The 16,222-nt window shown below is 41.2% G+C and carries 15 protein-coding genes, 1 tRNA gene and 1 pseudogene; 12 read left to right on the top strand and 5 right to left on the bottom strand.

From position 1 onward, the window contains the following. Positions 1–25 precede the first annotated feature (25 nt). The 7 genes from asnB (at position 26) to BN8908_RS13215 (ending at position 8,876) form a co-directional block, all read left to right on the top strand. Complete coding sequence (asnB, locus tag BN8908_RS13245; RefSeq protein ID WP_068691077.1) at positions 26–1,906, top strand: asparagine synthase (glutamine-hydrolyzing); 1,881 nt, start codon at positions 26–28, stop codon at positions 1,904–1,906. Between the two features lie 35 nt (positions 1,907–1,941). Next, positions 1,942–2,913, top strand: coding sequence for an SDR family oxidoreductase (locus BN8908_RS13240; protein WP_068691075.1), 972 nt, complete (start codon positions 1,942–1,944; stop codon positions 2,911–2,913). 124 nt (positions 2,914–3,037) lie between these two features. After that, complete coding sequence (locus BN8908_RS13235) at positions 3,038–4,303, top strand: nucleotide sugar dehydrogenase (protein WP_068691073.1); 1,266 nt, start codon at positions 3,038–3,040, stop codon at positions 4,301–4,303. 151 nt (positions 4,304–4,454) lie between these two features. After that, positions 4,455–5,660, top strand: coding sequence for an ATP-binding protein (locus BN8908_RS13230; RefSeq protein ID WP_068691072.1), 1,206 nt, complete (start codon positions 4,455–4,457; stop codon positions 5,658–5,660). A gap of 76 nt (positions 5,661–5,736) precedes the next feature. Beyond that, on the top strand, positions 5,737–6,864 hold the full coding sequence (locus tag BN8908_RS13225; RefSeq protein ID WP_068691071.1) for a glycosyltransferase family 4 protein: 1,128 nt from the start codon (positions 5,737–5,739) through the stop codon (positions 6,862–6,864). A 103-nt stretch (positions 6,865–6,967) separates the two neighbouring features. After that, positions 6,968–7,915 (top strand): NAD-dependent epimerase/dehydratase family protein, encoded by a 948-nt coding sequence (locus tag BN8908_RS13220; RefSeq protein WP_068691069.1) that lies wholly within the window; start codon positions 6,968–6,970, stop codon positions 7,913–7,915. A 10-nt stretch (positions 7,916–7,925) separates the two neighbouring features. Further along, positions 7,926–8,876 (top strand): MraY family glycosyltransferase, encoded by a 951-nt coding sequence (locus tag BN8908_RS13215; protein WP_068691067.1) that lies wholly within the window; start codon positions 7,926–7,928, stop codon positions 8,874–8,876. 112 nt (positions 8,877–8,988) lie between these two features. Here BN8908_RS13215 and BN8908_RS13210 read toward each other — a convergent pair whose 3' ends face one another. Beyond that, positions 8,989–10,881: a PAS domain-containing sensor histidine kinase gene (locus BN8908_RS13210; RefSeq protein ID WP_068691066.1), complete on the bottom strand. Its 1,893-nt coding sequence runs from the start codon at positions 10,879–10,881 to the stop codon at positions 8,989–8,991. A gap of 341 nt (positions 10,882–11,222) precedes the next feature. On the opposite strand from BN8908_RS13210, the pseudogene tnpA reads away from it, so the two are divergent. The 4 genes and pseudogenes from tnpA to BN8908_RS13190 form a co-directional block, all read left to right on the top strand. Further along, positions 11,223–11,585, top strand: a pseudogene (gene tnpA, locus BN8908_RS13200) (IS200/IS605 family transposase); the annotation flags it as partial. A 148-nt stretch (positions 11,586–11,733) separates the two neighbouring features. After that, on the top strand, positions 11,734–11,883 hold the full coding sequence (locus BN8908_RS18600; RefSeq protein WP_154670140.1) for a hypothetical protein: 150 nt from the start codon (positions 11,734–11,736) through the stop codon (positions 11,881–11,883). Between the two features lie 101 nt (positions 11,884–11,984). Continuing rightward, positions 11,985–12,299, top strand: coding sequence for a helix-turn-helix domain-containing protein (locus tag BN8908_RS13195; protein WP_068691062.1), 315 nt, complete (start codon positions 11,985–11,987; stop codon positions 12,297–12,299). Continuing rightward, positions 12,292–13,626, top strand: coding sequence for a type II toxin-antitoxin system HipA family toxin (locus tag BN8908_RS13190; protein WP_068691060.1), 1,335 nt, complete (start codon positions 12,292–12,294; stop codon positions 13,624–13,626). Before BN8908_RS13195 ends, BN8908_RS13190 begins: the two co-directional genes overlap by 8 nt. Positions 13,627–13,695: 69 nt before the next feature. Here the strand turns inward: BN8908_RS13190 and BN8908_RS13185 are convergent, their stop codons facing one another. Further along, complete coding sequence (locus BN8908_RS13185; protein WP_068691058.1) at positions 13,696–14,133, bottom strand: DEAD/DEAH box helicase family protein; 438 nt, start codon at positions 14,131–14,133, stop codon at positions 13,696–13,698. 218 nt (positions 14,134–14,351) lie between these two features. Between BN8908_RS13185 and BN8908_RS13180 the strand changes: the two genes are divergently transcribed. Continuing rightward, positions 14,352–14,567 carry a hypothetical protein gene (locus tag BN8908_RS13180; protein WP_068691057.1) on the top strand — a complete coding sequence of 72 codons (216 nt, stop codon included), beginning with the start codon at positions 14,352–14,354 and terminating at the stop codon, positions 14,565–14,567. Positions 14,568–14,837: 270 nt separating this feature from the next. Here the strand turns inward: BN8908_RS13180 and BN8908_RS13175 are convergent. From BN8908_RS13175 to BN8908_RS13165, 3 genes are all read right to left on the bottom strand, one after another. Then, positions 14,838–14,908 (bottom strand) — tRNA-Cys (locus BN8908_RS13175). A 65-nt stretch (positions 14,909–14,973) separates the two neighbouring features. Next, entirely contained in the window at positions 14,974–15,327 is a 354-nt protein-coding gene (gene folB / locus BN8908_RS13170) for a dihydroneopterin aldolase (RefSeq protein ID WP_021989289.1), read from the bottom strand. 379 nt (positions 15,328–15,706) lie between these two features. After that, a complete protein-coding gene (locus tag BN8908_RS13165; RefSeq protein WP_068691055.1) occupies positions 15,707–16,156 on the bottom strand; it encodes an energy transducer TonB in 450 nt (149 codons plus the stop codon). Between the last annotated feature and the right edge of the window lie 66 nt (positions 16,157–16,222).

The raw sequence follows: 16,222 nt of genomic DNA, 5'->3' as shown, positions 1-16,222 counted from the left end.
TAACCTGTTAAAAAAATATAATCTTATGTGTGCAATTGCCGGAATATTCAGTAAAAGTGAGGGAGTGGATAAGCAGGAACTGGAACGGATGTGCGAGCGGATGAAGTTGCGGGGGCCGGACCGGGGAGGGCTTTACGCGGGAAAGCAGGTCGGGCTGGGGCATCGCCGTTTATCGATTATTGATTTAAGCACGGGCGATCAGCCTATGTTTTCGCCCGACCGGAGCGTGGTGATCGTTTTTAACGGGGAGATTTATAACTTCCGGGAGTTGCGGCAAAAATTGGAAGCGCAAGGGCAGGTGTTTGTGACACAGAGTGATACGGAAGTAATTCTGAACGGTTACAGGCTTTATGGCATGGAGGGGATTCTCCGGCAACTGGAAGGTATGTTTGCTTTTGCTTTGTATGATACGGTTAGCGGAGATTTCTATCTGGCCCGGGATAAATTCGGGGAAAAGCCTTTGTTTGTGCGGGAGGAAGAAGGGAAGGTGAGTTTTGCTTCGGAACTGAAAGCCTTTGCTCCCGGTTTGGAGCGTTTTCATCTGGATACGGAAGCTTTGAATTATTTTCTGACACTGAGTTATATTCCTGCTCCTTATACGATTTACCGGGAAATCCGGAAACTGATGCCGGGCGTGTACTGGAAGATTACGCACGACGGAGACCGGAAGATTTATCGCTATTATCATCTTGCGGAGCAGTTTTCCGGGGAAAAAGAGCAGCTTTCTTTCGAAGAAGCGAAACAGGAGCTGAGGGAACGGCTGACAGAATCGGTCAGGCGGAGAATGATTGCTGATGTACCGATGGGGGCTTTTCTGAGCGGGGGAATAGATTCGAGCATTGTTTGTGCGATTATGAGCCGGATTTCGGAGGAACCCGTCCGCACTTTTTCCATCGGATTTCAGGAAAAGGATTATGATGAGAGTGACAGGGCCAGATTGGTGGCGGAACACATCAAATCCTGTCACCGGCAGTATACCCTGGATTACAGGGATGTGGTAAAGGAACTGGACGACCTGATTCTGTATTATGATGAGCCGTTCGGGGATTCGTCGGCCATCCCTTCTTTTTACGTGGCCCGTCTGGCCCGGAAAGAGGTAAAAGTGGTATTGACGGGGGATTGTGCGGATGAGGTGTTTGCCGGATATGAAAAGTATCTGGGACATTACTATGCGGAACGTTTCCGCCGCTTGCCCCGCTGGATTCAGGCTGTGATCCGCCGGGCCGTAGAATGGTTGCCTTACAACCGGTTTACGAACAATATATTGCGCAAGGCTGGTAAGGTCATAGAGAATGCGGGTCTGGAAGATTTTGATTTGTATTACAACCTGATGTCTCTGGGTTTCCGGGACGATGAACGTACAAGGCTGCTTTGTCCGGGCGTTTTCCACGACATTAAGCCGGAAATCAGGGCAAGATATGATGTTTTGCAGGGAGGTCCCGTATTGACCCGTGAGCAATTGACCGATGTGCAGGTCGTGCTGGAAGGGGATATGTTTGTGAAAGTCGACCGCGCCTGTATGAAGAGTTCCCTTGAAAACCGGGCTCCGTTTATCGATTCCGGAATTGTGGAACTGGCTTTCCGTCTGCCGCCGGATTACAAACTGAAAGGAAGGAATAAAAAATACATTCTGAAGGAAGCCTTTAAAGATCTGCTTCCCCGGAAGACTTTTTCTTTTTCAAAACGGGGATTCGGTGTGCCGGTCGATTACTGGTTCAGAAATGAGTTAAAGGATGAACTGAAAGCTTTACTGGACAAAGAACTTATTGAACGGCAGGGCATATTCCGGTATGGGGAAGTGCAGCGGTTGTTGACCGAGCACCTTTGCGGCCGGAAAAACCATAAAATAAAACTCTGGAATCTTTATGTGTTCCAGAAATGGTATTTAAATCAGAGTAAAGCATAAAAGAAGGTTTCAGTTGAAAATTAATAATTGATAATATGCGAAAGGTATTGGTTACTGGTGGGGCCGGTTTTATCGGTTCCAATCTTTGTGAGGCTTTGCTCGGGCAAGGCGATGAGGTTTGTTGTCTGGATAATTTTGCTACCGGGAAGATCGGGAATTTACTTCCGTTATTGCAGCGGTATCCGGAACGTTTCCGGCTGATTGTCGGAGATATCCGGAAACCGGAAGATTGCCGGAAAGCGGTGGAGGGAATGGAATATGTACTGCACGAGGCAGCTTTGGGTTCCGTCCCCCGGAGTATCGACGATCCGGTGACGACCAATGAAGTGAACGTCACTGGTTTTCTGAATATGCTGGTGGCGTCGCGTGATGCAGGCATAAAAAGGTTTGTTTTTGCGGCAAGTTCGTCCACTTACGGCGATTCGAAGGAATTGCCTAAAACGGAGGACGTGATAGGCCGTCCTTTGTCTCCTTATGCCGTGACCAAGTATGTAAACGAACTGTATGCCGGTGTATTTGCGGGAACCTATGGGTTGGAATATGTCGGTTTGCGTTATTTCAATGTGTTCGGCCGCCGTCAGGACCCTTTCGGAGCCTATGCAGCCGTAATTCCTTTGTTCGTAAAAAAATTGATGGCACATGAAAGCCCGGTTATCAACGGGAACGGAGAGTATAGCCGTGATTTCACCTATATCGACAATGTTGTCCAAATGAATATACTGGCCATGACGGCTGAAAATCCGGAGGCTGTGAATCAAATCTATAATACAGCTTTCGGAGAACGTACAACATTGAATCAATTGACCGGTTATTTAAAAGAATTTCTGAGCGAATTCGATCCTGAGATCGCAAATATAGAAATTCAACATGGCCCCAACCGGGTCGGGGATATTCCGCATTCGCTTGCTTGTATTGATAAGGCCAAAGATCTGCTTGGCTATAATCCGCAATATTCAATGCGGGATGGTTTGAAAGAGGCCGTGAAATGGTACTGGGAGAATATTTGATAATTGTAGATTTTAGATTTACGATTTTAGATTGCTTTATCCTGAAAAATGAATAGCGTGATTCAGTGAAAAAGTTCCGTTAAAAATCGGAAGCAATCTTCTCTTAATTAATCAGAATGAATTTATGAAAAATGTAAAAATTGCCGTAATCGGTCTCGGTTACGTAGGGCTGCCTTTGGCCCGTCTGTTTTCGACCAAATATACGACAATCGGTTTTGACATGAACCGTTCGCGGGTGCAGGCATTGATGGACGGACACGATTCGACCCTGGAAGTTCCGGACGAATTGTTGCAGGCCGCTTTGAAAAACGGATTCAGATGTACTTCCGATCCGGAGGAAATCCGCGGTTGTAATTTTTATGTGGTGGCTGTTCCGACTCCGGTAGACAAAAACCATAATCCCGACCTGACACCCCTTTATAGGGCGAGTGAAACGGTGGGGAAAGTGATTTCTGAAGGAGATATCGTAGTGTACGAGTCGACGGTGTATCCCGGAGTAACCGAGGATGAATGTATTCCGGTGGTGGAAAGGGTGTCGGGATTGAAGTTCAATGCCGGTTTTTTTGCCGGTTACTCTCCGGAACGCATCAATCCGGGAGACAAATTGCACACGGTGGAAAAAATCAGAAAGGTAACTTCCGGGTCGACTCCGGAAATAGGGAAAAAAATCGATGCGGTCTATGCTTCGGTAATTACTGCCGGGACCCATCTGGCTCCTTCGATCAAAGTGGCCGAGGCTGCCAAGGTGATCGAGAATTCGCAGCGGGATATCAATATCGCTTTTGTTAACGAATTGTCCAAAATTTTTGCCTGCATGGGCATCGATACCCAGGAAGTGCTGGAAGCGGCTTCTACTAAATGGAATTTCCTGCCTTTTAAACCGGGACTTGTCGGGGGACATTGTATCGGTGTCGATCCTTACTATCTGGCACAATGTGCTCAGGGATATGGCTACAACCCGGAAATTATACTGGCCGGACGGAGGATGAACGATGGCATGGGGGAATATGTGGCCAATCAGGTCGTAAAGCTGATGTTGAAAAAGGGAATACAGGTGCTGGAGGCCAAAGTTCTGATACTGGGCTTTACGTTTAAAGAAAACTGTCCGGATGTAAGGAATACCAAAGTCGTGGATATTGTCAGGGCTTTACAGAGCTATAATGTGTGTGTGACGATTTACGATCCCTGGGTGAATCCCGGGATTGCCCGGAAAGAATACGGGCTTCAGGTGGAAAATGTATTGCCGGAGGAACAATTTGACGCTGTTGTGCTGGCCGTTGCCCACCGGCAGTTTACCGGATTGGATACTGGAAAACTCACCTGTGAAAAGCGTGTCGTATTTGATGTCAAAGGTTTTCTGGCCAAAGAAAATGTAGACGGCAGATTGTAAATTGTCCCGGGAGATTCCATCGGCTTATTTGAGGCTTGGGGATTTACTTTGAACTCGGGCAATCATTGTATAAGGTTTTCATTTATATTGGAAACTACTTTCCAATGTAAATGGAAACTATTATCTTTGTTGTATTAAAGCTTTGTTTTATATGATACAACAGGATTTTTTAGAAATAATCATACAACATCAACAAAATTCACTTGCATTGAAGGATGTTGGAATGAGGCGGGAACGATTGGCGGCTTTGCCTGATGTGGAAAATTATGTTTTAATTGTATCAGGAATTCGCAGGTGTGGGAAAAGTACATTATTAAATCAGTTATTGAGGGAAAAGCATTCCAATGCTTTTTATGTTAATTTTGATGATCCCCGGCTTTATGATTTTGAGATTTCTGATTTTCAGAAACTGGATGTTGTGATCGCTGAAGCGGGATGTAGGGTACTGGTTTTTGATGAAATTCAGGTTATAAAAGGGTGGGAAAGATACGTGCGTCAGAAATTGGATGAAAATTTCCGGGTTTTTGTAACGGGTTCCAATGCATCATTATTGAGCAGAGAGTTGGGAACCAGTTTGACAGGGCGGCATCTTACAACGGAATTGTTCCCATTTTCTTTTTCTGAATTTTGCTGCTTTAAAGATTATAAAGCGGATGAGGAAGCAGTGAAAGAATACATGAGAATGGGAGGATTCCCCGAATTCCTGAAAACCGGATTAGAGGAAATTCTGGTGGCTCTTCTGGAAGATATTCTGGTGAGAGACATTGCGATCAGGTTTGGAATAAAAGATGTCAGAAGCTTGAAACGTTTGACATTGTATTTATTAGCTAATATAGGGAATCTTACTTCTGCCAATAAATTACGAGAGCCCTCAGGCATAGGTTCTGTAACTACCGTATTAGAATATTTGTCTCATTTGGAACAAAGTTATTTGTTCAGTTTTGTGCCTATGTTTGATTATTCTTTGAAGAGGCAGGCTGTGAATCCCAAAAAAATATATGCAGCGGATTTAGGACTTGTGATGGCTAACGTACGTAAGATTAAAGGAGACGAAGGACACAAGTTGGAGAATATGGTATATAATTTTTTACGCATGAAGTATAAAGATATATATTACCATAGAGGGATAGGAGAATGCGATTTTATCGTACTGGATAGAGGGGAGGTTATAAAAGCTGTTCAGGTGTGTTTGAACTTGAATACCGATAACCGGGAACGTGAATTTGCAGGTTTGACGGATGCTTTGAGAACTTACCGGCTTTCGGAAGGAATGGTTGTTACTTTGTCGCAGGAAGATTGGTTTGAGATAGATAACTTTAAAATCGAGGTTGTTCCGGCTTTTCGTTTTTTGATGTAACGATTGTTATATTATAGGTTAAGAGTTGCCCTGTCGGTTTCCCGGCAGGGATTTTTATTTTCTGAATTTCGAATTTATGAAACTTTTTTTTGTGGTCAATGTAGACTGGTTTTTTATATCCCACAGGCTTCCGTTGGCTTTACAGGCCTTAAAGGATGGGTATGAGGTGTATTTGCTTACGGCGGATACCGGAAGGAGGAAAGAACTGGAAGCTGCCGGAATCCGTTTTATCGCTATTCCTTTTGAAAGATCCGGCCGGAATCCTTTTCACGAACTGAAATGCCTGTGGCTGCTTTGTAAATATTACCGGATTTACCGTCCGGACGTTATACACCATATCACTTTGAAGGCCGCATTGCTGGGTTCTTTGGCCGCAAAACTGACTTTTTCCCGGAAGGTGGTGAATGCCATCAGCGGTTTGGGCTATAATTTTACGGACGGACGTAACGGTGTTGTGCAGAAAATGATTCGTTTTTTAATCCGTATAGCGTTTAAAAGCCGTCATTTTTCTTTTATCCTGCAAAATCCCGACGATGTGAAAATGATCTCCGGGCTTCACCTTGTGCCTGCTTCCCATATACATCTGATCAAAGGTTCGGGTGTCGATTTGGACCTGTTCAGGGAGACGCCGCCGGAGGAGAAAAAGAAATTGCATATTTTATTTCCGGCCCGGATATTACGGGACAAAGGGGTCATGGAATTTATCGGCGCGGCCCGGATGATACGGGAGGAGAGCGCCGGGAAAGCCGTGTTCCTTTTGGCTGGGGACTGCGATAAGGGGAATCTGGCTGTTTTGAAAGAGGCAGATTTACTCCCTTTGCTGGACCCCGGATATGTGGAATGGATCGGATTCCGGAAGGATATGTATGCGGTTTACCGGGAAAGTGACATCGTTGTTTTGCCTTCTTACCGGGAAGGATTGCCCAAGTCATTGATAGAAGCTTGTGCAGTGGGGCGGCCCGTTATCACGACGGATGTACCCGGCTGTAGGGAATGTGTCCGGGAGGGATGGAACGGCTTTTTAGTGCCGGCCAAAGACTTCCGGATGCTGGCAAAGGCCATATTGGAACTGGTGAGGAACGGCGGGTTGAGAAAAGAGTTCGGGCGGCATTCCCGTTTGTTGGCCGAACAGCAGTTTTCCCTGAAAATAGTGGTGGAAAAACACATGAAAATCTATTCGGGACTTGTCGCTTCAAATGAATAAGTCCGTTGACTTATTTCATATTTCCCTATGCATCTTGTTTACACACTGTTAAAACATTGAAATGCATGGTTAATTTAAAACGGTTACTTAATTGATAGGCTTTATGAATGTTTTACTTACCGGAGTCCACGGTTTTGTGGGCTCTAATCTTGTCGCGTCCTTAGGTCGGGAACATCGGTTATTCGGGTTGGATATCGTCAGCCCTGAAAAAGAGGGGATTGTAAAGACTTATTCCTGGAACGACCTGGAAACCGGACAATTGCCGTCCGTCGATGCAATTATCCATTTGGCAGGAAAGGCGCACGATACAAAAAAACGGACCAGGGCGCAGGAGTATTTCGATATCAATACGGGCTTGACTCAAAAAGTCTTCGATTATTTTTTAGCTTCTGAGGCCCGGAAATTTATCTTTTTCAGTTCCGTAAAAGCGGCGGCCGACTTTGTGGTGGGAGAGGTACTGACGGAAGATATTATTCCGGTTCCTAAAGGTCCCTACGGGGAAAGTAAGATCGCTGCCGAAAAGTATATTCAGGAAAAACTGGCGGTATCTTCCCCGGCACACTGCGGAAAAAAAGTATATATCCTGCGTCCCTGTATGATACACGGCCCGGGCAATAAAGGGAACCTGAATCTTTTGTATCAGGTGGTGAAAAAAGGACTGCCCTGGCCTTTGGGAGATTTTGATAACAGACGGTCGTTTACTTCCATCGACAACCTCAGTTACGTGATTGAAGAATTGCTCGCCCGTAACGTGGTTTCCGGCATTTATCACATGGCGGACGACGAAGCCGTTTCAACGAATGAATTGATTGAACTGATGTGTGAAGAACTCACAAAATTGCCTCATATCTGGAAAATCAATAAAAATCTGATGAAAGGCTGTGCCCGGGTGGGTGGATTCCTGCATCTTCCCCTGAACATGGAGAGGCTGGCCAAGCTGACGGAAAATTATGTCGTTTCCAATACAAAGTTAAAGCAGGTACTAAATATCCGGTATATGCCCGTCAGTGCCAAAGAGGGATTAAGAAAAACCATTCGTAGTTTCCGGTAAATCCAATGATATGTACTACTTTATTTTACTTATTACTTTATTATCGGCAGAACTTTTATATTTTCGTCTAGCCGACAATTTTAATATCATCGATAAGCCGAACGAAAGAAGTTCTCATACCCGGATCACTTTACGGGGAGGCGGCATTGTATTCTCTGTGGGAATTTTAATCTATTTTTTCAGTAACGGATTTGAATATCTCTGGTTTGTTTCCGGGCTTCTGCTGATTGCCGGAGTGAGCTTCGTCGACGATATCCGGGGAGTATCTCAAAAAAAACGGTTGTTATTTCACATGACCGCCATGCTCTTATTATTTTACCAATGGGAACTGTTTTCCTTATCCTGGTATTATTTATTCCTTGTTTTAATCTTTTGCATCGGGATTATCAATGCTTATAATTTTATGGACGGGATCAACGGCATAACAGGTGGTTACAGCCTTGCCGTTATCGGAATGTTTTGGTATATCGACCGGTACGTCGTATCATTTATCGATCCCGGTTTACTTTACGTGACAGGTTTGTCGTTGCTGGTCTTTAATTTTTTCAATTTCAGAAAAAAAGCGAAATGCTTTGCCGGTGATGTCGGTTCCGTAAGTATGGCCTTTGTGATCTTGTTTATATTGGGGAAACTGATTCTCCGGACCCAGGATTTGAGCTATATGATTCTGTTAGTTGTATATGGAATAGACAGTTTGCTGACGATCGTTCACCGCATTATTCTGCGTGAAAACATATTCGAGGCACACCGGAAACATGCCTATCAGTTGCTGGCAAACGAATTGAAATGGCCTCACACATATGTCGCAACGATCTATATGGTATTGCAAATATTGATATTTGTGGGTTACGAGTGGCTTCACGAATGGAGATTTTATTATCTTATGGGCGTTGTCCTGACTTTAAGTTTTATTTACTGCGGCCTGATTGGTAAATACGGTAAATTGCACTGTAATCATTGAGTGTATTTTCTCCGGATATCTGCTTCGTTTTAATTCGGCGCTGCACTTACAGGCAGAACGGAGTCTCATGGCCTGAAAATGATGTGATGTACATTCGGTAATTATTTCCGGCTTAAAAATTGCCTGATACCGACTCGTTTGCTTTTTTGATCCGGCAAGGTAATGTTACTTTAAATGTACTGCCGGCTCCGACTTTTGAGTCAACAGTGATATTCCCTTTCATCATATCGACGATGGATTTGATGATAGGTAGCCCTAACCCGACACCTTGTGCGAAGGGATCCAGTTTCTCAAATCTTTCGAAAATGATTTTTAATTTGTCTTTCGGAATACCGTGTCCTGTGTCCGTAACATTTATTTGGACATTTTGCTTATTCGTTTTATATGAGATTTCTATATGGCCTTGAATTGTATTCTTTTGGGCATTAGAGATGAGCTTATTCAGGATTTGTTTGGTTTGAAGCCTGTCAAGTTCGACGATATAGTCCTGCTTTGGAATTTTAGACAAAAGTTTTACATTGGGAGGAGTATGGGGCGTGTTTTCAACGATCGTTTCAGCAATCAAATCCGATAAATTGAACCAATCCGGGTGAAGTTCCGTGTGACCGGCTTCTATTTTAGAAAAATCCAGAATATCATTGAGTAATTTGAGTAATAAATTATTATTCTGGTCTATCAATGTATAATAGAGTTCGAGTTCTTCCGTATCGGTCAGGTTCGGGAGCAGACTTGAAAAACCGACGATGGCATTCAACGGGGTACGGATTTCGTGACTGATATTAGCGAGAAAGGCAGATTTCAACCTGTCGGATTGTTCTGCTTTATTTTTGGCCTTGATAAGTTGTTCTTCTGTTTTCTTTAACTCGGTAATATCATAATTGATAGAGATAATTTCGATGATATGATCTTGTGGAGCATATTTGTTCAGTAGCAGATTGACGTGTGTCCATGTATAACTTCCGTCTTCTCTGATAACTCTTACCTCACGACTCAGCTTGTTGCCTTGCCCTTTTTTTACATCGCTGATGAATTGATTGATCACAGCCCGGTCTTCGGAATGAAAATGCTCGTAAATGCCGATGATTTCCGATAGCGGGCGTCCTTCTTGTTCCCCGATATTTTTATACCAGCTCTTTAAAGCATAGCCTTCATTCGTCAAAATATTGCAATTGGCGTATCCCACCTTGGCATAATCCCCTACGAGTTCAAAATAACTTTCGAATTCCTGTATTTTATTGTAGGCAATGGTTGTTTCCGTTTTATCTGCATTAATCAGTAAATAGTTGATCGGATTTCCTTTATTGTCATACAGAACCGTCACTTTCGTAACAAGATCGATTGTACCTGTCTTTTTCCTCGTTTTATAATATCCGTTGATTTTTGAGAAATCGTAACGGAAAGTAAAATCTGCATCCTCTTTCTTCTTCAGCTTCTCTTTCATTTCTTCCGGAAAAATCGGGTTGTCAAAAATATTGATTCCCAATAAATCTTCTTTCCGCTCCAGATAAAACAAATCCAGTTCTTTATTGTTTAAGTCGACCAGAATTCCGTCCTTGTCATATAATTCGATCCCGACAGGTAAATTCTTGTATATGTTGTATAAAATTTGCTCACTGCGTTGCAAAGCTTGATATGCCGATGCCATATCAGGACCGTCCTGGGCTTCTGCTATACCGTAAATTTTATTTTTCCCGTTTTCATCGGTTCTTTGAAAACAGATTTTACTGCGTATCCAAATTGCCCCCTTACAGGTATCCAGCAAATAAACAACTTCAGGTATTTGTTGGTTGTTGTCAAAAGAATGTACCGTTGTATGGTGTTGTTCTTCCTTGATTATGCGTTTATTAAAGTCGTCGAAACTGATAACCCCGTCTTCTTTTAATCCCAGCAATGTCGAGATATATCCGGAGCAAATATAGTTTTGGCTTTCTAAATCAGCTTCCCACCACCCCATATTGGCCTTTGTCATCAGTTCTGATAAAAAGTTGTTATCTGCTTTTTTCATATAAGGAAGATTTGTGATATGGAATATTTCACTAATAAAATGACATATTTCAGCTAGAGTCTTTCTTTAATATTGATACTCGCACTCAAAAGTTTTGACAAATATACGTAAATCTGAGTTATTTCGTTGAAATTTCGGGAATTGAAGTTCCGGCAAACAGCAATCTTCGAAACATATGTCAAATGTGTGATAACTGACCATTCTTTATCCCATTCCCTTGTTTTATATCGAGATTCAATAACTTTTGCAAGTTTAGTTTGATTTTTAATTCGCATATTTTTCAATCCTTTTGTAAATAAAAATCTATGGATAATCGTTGGAAATAAAATTCAGGGAGTGTATACAATATAGATTATCATATTATCTGGTGTTCTAAATATAGAAGGAAAGTACTTACTGGTGAAATTGAGTGTAGACTGAAAGAATTATTAATGCAGAAAGCAGATGAAAATGGATGGAATATAGAAAATTTAGAAATCCTGTCAAACCACCTGCATCTGTTTATCAAAGCCACTCCTTCCGATTCAGTTTCTCATATAGTATCACAACTTAATGGTTTTTCTTCTTTTGTGTTGGGAAATGAGTTTGCAACGCTTCGTTCGCGAATATCTACACTCTGGACACGTTCATTCTACGTAGAAACCATTGGCCATATTTCTGAAAACATTATCAAAAAAAATATTGATGAACAAAAAATGAAATAAAAATCGCTCTCATCCCATTCTTAAAAGAATAGGCTTTCCCGCTTTATTGCGTAAGTAAATTTTTAGATAGTGGGATAATGACTGAACAATGGGAAAAGAGATTTGAAGAAGAAAAAACCTTGTTTTAAAAAAATATGGATATAGTTCGGTGGCATATAGTATAAAAGAAAAACCAAAAGATAAGGATTTAGAAGAACAAAAAGTCGGGAAACGGAAACAAAAAGCTGACATATTTGTGCCTGCACAAATAGTTACAAAAGGGGAAAAGGTTGGCAAAAAAGCCGGAAGAAAAATATAAAACAGATATAATACTTTAATTATAAATTATTATATATATAAAATATGCATATTATTTTATATTTAAAGTATTATTTTTATCTTTGAAGAAAAGATTATATAATGGAATGGACTTTTCTTAGTGAACAGGAAATATTAGAAAAGATGGGAGGGAGGGTACAGGCAATCCGTCTTGAACGTAACATAACTCAGAAAGATATTGCAGAGTGGAGTGGAGCAAGCCTGACGACTGTACAGCGTTTGGAAAAAGGGAAGCCTGTAAGTACAGAACATTTTGTCAGGATATTACGGGCTTTGGATATGTTGGAAAAACTGGAATTAATGTTTCCGGAAGCATTGCCAAGTCCAGTGCTTTTAAAAAAAATGAGGGGGAAAAAAAAATACCGGGCACGGAAAAAAATGAACAAAAATGACTAATAATATTGTTGATGTAAAAATTTGGGACAGTAATGTGGGTGTTCTTGTATGGGATAAGGACAAAGATATTGCAATATTTGAGTACGAACCATCATTTATAAAAAGTTCTCTCGAAATTGCACCTTTGGTTATGCCTTTAAGGACTGCAGAAGGGCAGAGGTATATATTTCCGGAAAATAGAAACAAATGCTTTAAAGGTTTACCTGGTTTAATTGCAGATTCACTACCCGATGCGTATGGTAACCAAATCATAGAGGATTGGTTTATTAGCAAAGGTATTCCGGGACTAGAAATTACTCCTTTAGACAGGCTTTGTTACGTAGGTAAGAGAGCCATGGGTGCTTTGGAATATTCCCCGGCAGCGTTTGATGCTGAATTGGAGGCTTCTTCAGTTATTGAAATCAATATATTGACAGAACTTGCGAAGAAGATCTTAAATGAGAGGGAAGCATTTCAGGTTTCTTTAAAGAATGCTGATAAAAAGATTATCGATATATTGAAAGTGGGGACTTCGGCTGGTGGGGCAAAGCCCAAGGCTATCATAGCCTATAATCCGAAAACTAAAGAGGTACGATCCGGGCAGGTAAAAGCGCCAGAAGGTTTCGGCTATTATTTACTTAAATTTGATGGCGTAGAAAACACGAAATTGAGTGATAATCCTATGGGCATAGGCAATGTTGAATATGCTTATTATAAAATGGCATTAGACTGTGGCATAAATATGTCGGAAAGTTCTCTTTTGTCAGAAGGCGATTATTCCCATTTTATGACAAAGAGATTTGACAGAACCGATGGCGGGGATAAAATACATATGCAAACACTAAGTGCTATTGCACATATGGACCGGGATATACCTCAATCTTATGAACGGGCTTTTCAGATTTTACGAATGCTTCGGTTACCTGCTGCAGACATTTCCGAATTATTCAGAAGGATGGTATTTAATGTCGTTGCCCGTAACCATGATGACCATGCTAAGAACCATTCGTTTCTCATGGATAAGAATGGGAAATGGTCTCTTGCCCCTGCGTATGATTTGTCTTTTGCCTATTCAGAGGGGGGGAGATGGATTGGACAACATCAGATGTCTGTTAATGGGAAACGCGATAAATTTGATTATAACGATCTGTTAATAGTTGGGAAACGTCAAAACATTCCACATCCTGAAACGATTATTGATAAAACGATCGAGGTTGTTTCACAGTGGAGGAAATATGCGAAAAATGCCGGAGTACGTCCGGAACATATGAATTCGATAGAAAAAACGCATTTATTACTTTCTAAACCAATTGTTTCACAATCTAAAAGGGAAGGTTTGAAAATGTAGTTTTTAATAATTTAAATATAATGTATTATATATATAATTTATATTTTATACTTTATATTTAAAGTATAATTATAAGTTTAATTGATAGCAAAAATTAAAACCGGCAAATTTATCAGTGCAGGCTGGTAAGGCCAGATCAACAAGGCTGAAACCGGAATCATCCTCGTTTTTGGTTTTTTTCTGCGTGATTTTGCTGTCAGAACAAATACATATGGGGTTGATCGGTTGTTTGGCCTCTGCCGTCCATTCGTTTAGTGTCTGTCCTGATAAGGATATGGAAGGAACCAGGAATAGGATTAGTCCTTTGCCTTCGGTTTCGTGTTCTGCAATCTTTAATGAGGTAAATGTTTTACCCGTTCCGCAGGCCATGATAAGTTTGCCTCTGTCATGTCCCGAACTTTTGAAGTGTTCATGTGCTTTATTAAGGGCTTCTTCTTGATGCGGACGTAATGTTTTACGCTGGGAACGGGAGGCTTCCCCGTGGATGCTTGCTCCAGCTTTTCCCAATCGACAGGAACTTCTGCCAAATCGATGAAATTTGGTTATGGGATTGAAATATCAACTTGATTAAAAGTATTCTTTCATCATACTGAAAGATTTCCTGTCTTTGTAGTGAAAGATAAATGATTTTGAATTTACGGATATGATAAGACAGGACGAAATTGCTTTGGTTATAGATTCGCAAAGAGCTACTTTTTTGAAACAGGATTCTGGTTTCCATCACGATGGAAAAGGATGTTTTGAAAGAAGCCGTACAGGTGTGTCTGACGATAAATGATGAAAATTTCGACAGGGAGTATAACGGCCTGTTGAAAGCTATGCAGAATCTTGGACTACAAAAAGGGTTGATCATCACGCTTAATCAAAGTGATACTTTTGAAAAAAATGGTATGACAATTAAAATGATTCCGGCAAGCGAGTTTCTTATGGATGGTATTTGATAATATTCAAATGACACTCTTTTGATGTACGATTGATCTTTTTAAGGTCGATTTATATCGTTGTTTACAGACTGCATAATCTGAAAAAACTATCTTTTTCCTGTCATTTTCTGCAGATGGTGGTATGAATTTTAGTCAGAAATGAGTAGGGATACGGCTTTTTTTATTGAATTATTCTTTGGTGGTGCAAATGTCGTGCAAAAATGACAAATCACAGTAAAACAAAAACAGCAATTACTTGATTACCAAATAATTGCTGTTTGTTTATCGAGGTCGGTAGCAGAATCGAACTGCTTTAGACGGTTTTGCAGACCGTTGCCTAACCTTTCGGCCAACCGACCTTGTTGCGATTTGCGTTGCAAAGATATGACGTTTTTATTAATTACCAAAAAAAGGTACGGGAAAATTATTTTTCCAGTGTTACGCTGGTACTGCCGATTTTACCGCCTAACGGTGGGTTCATCTTCGAAATTTTGATTTTGGCATACGTCAATTGAGGAAATGTTTCGTACAGGGCATTTAACATACGCTGCCCCACATGTTCCAGTAAATGGGAGCGTTTCATCATCTCCCGGGCAATGATTTCATAAGCCGTTTGATAGCTCAGGGCATCGGTGATCTGGTCGCTTTCGGCCGGCCGGCTGCAATCATAGTGTAAACATGCATATACCGTGAATTTGTTGCCGACAATTTGTTCTGCCTCAAAACAACCGTGATATGCAAAAAATTCCATGCCTTCTATTTCGATGATTCCGTTCATATGTGCTGAATTTAACAAATGATAAATGTACCGAAATCCGGTGTATTTTTGATTTCTGTTTGAATCCGGTGCAAAAATAGGGTATTAAACGATAGATTCCAATTTGTTTTTACGGGAGAAATAAGCTTGTATATAAAAAAATGATAAGGGCCGGAAAACCGACCCTTAAACATTTACTAACTACTAACCTAAACCATACAAACTTATGAAAAACAATCTTTTTCTAAAGACGGTGCAAAGGTAGAGGTTATTCTCAAATATAAAAGGGTTGAATTGTTAAATAAAATTAATATTTACCTGTGGCAATGTTAAAAATTTATCTTTTCATTTCCGGGAAATGTGTTTTTTTATTTTTCAAATGACAAACCGGGAGTAAATGCTACTTCTTTTCCGGATCGACTAACTCAAATATGACAGGTATTTCATAAGTAACTGCAATGGGTTTACCCTGATATATGACCGGTTTCCATTGAGGCATTTCTTTGAAAAGGCGTAATGCTTCCGCATCGAGAAGAGGATGGACCGGTTGGGTGATCCGGAGACTGTCGACTATCCCGCTGGGCATAATCGTAAATTTAAGCACGACCGTACCTTGAATTGTCGAGTCGATGGCGGCTTGCGGATAGCTGAGTTGATTGAAAATATAGTCGCGTACATTTTTATAACTGAATGTAATGGGAGCAGGAATGGTTTTGGCAATTGTATCGGAAAACGTCAGCGTCGTATCCGAAGAAATAGTTATTCCGGGAGAGTAGGGTGTTTCTCCGGAGCCAGAGAGGCTGAGTAAGTATAATAAAAAGAAACAGACGGATCTCCCACAGATATTCATACGCTTATGTTTTAAAGGCAGTAAAGGTATAAAAGAATTCGAAAAGATATAAATGTAATATTTTTG

It is taken from the genome of Culturomica massiliensis, from assembly GCF_900091655.1.
In the GTDB taxonomy this organism is placed as follows: domain Bacteria; phylum Bacteroidota; class Bacteroidia; order Bacteroidales; family Marinifilaceae; genus Culturomica; species Culturomica massiliensis.
This window is presented reverse-complemented; position numbering and strand designations above follow the sequence as displayed.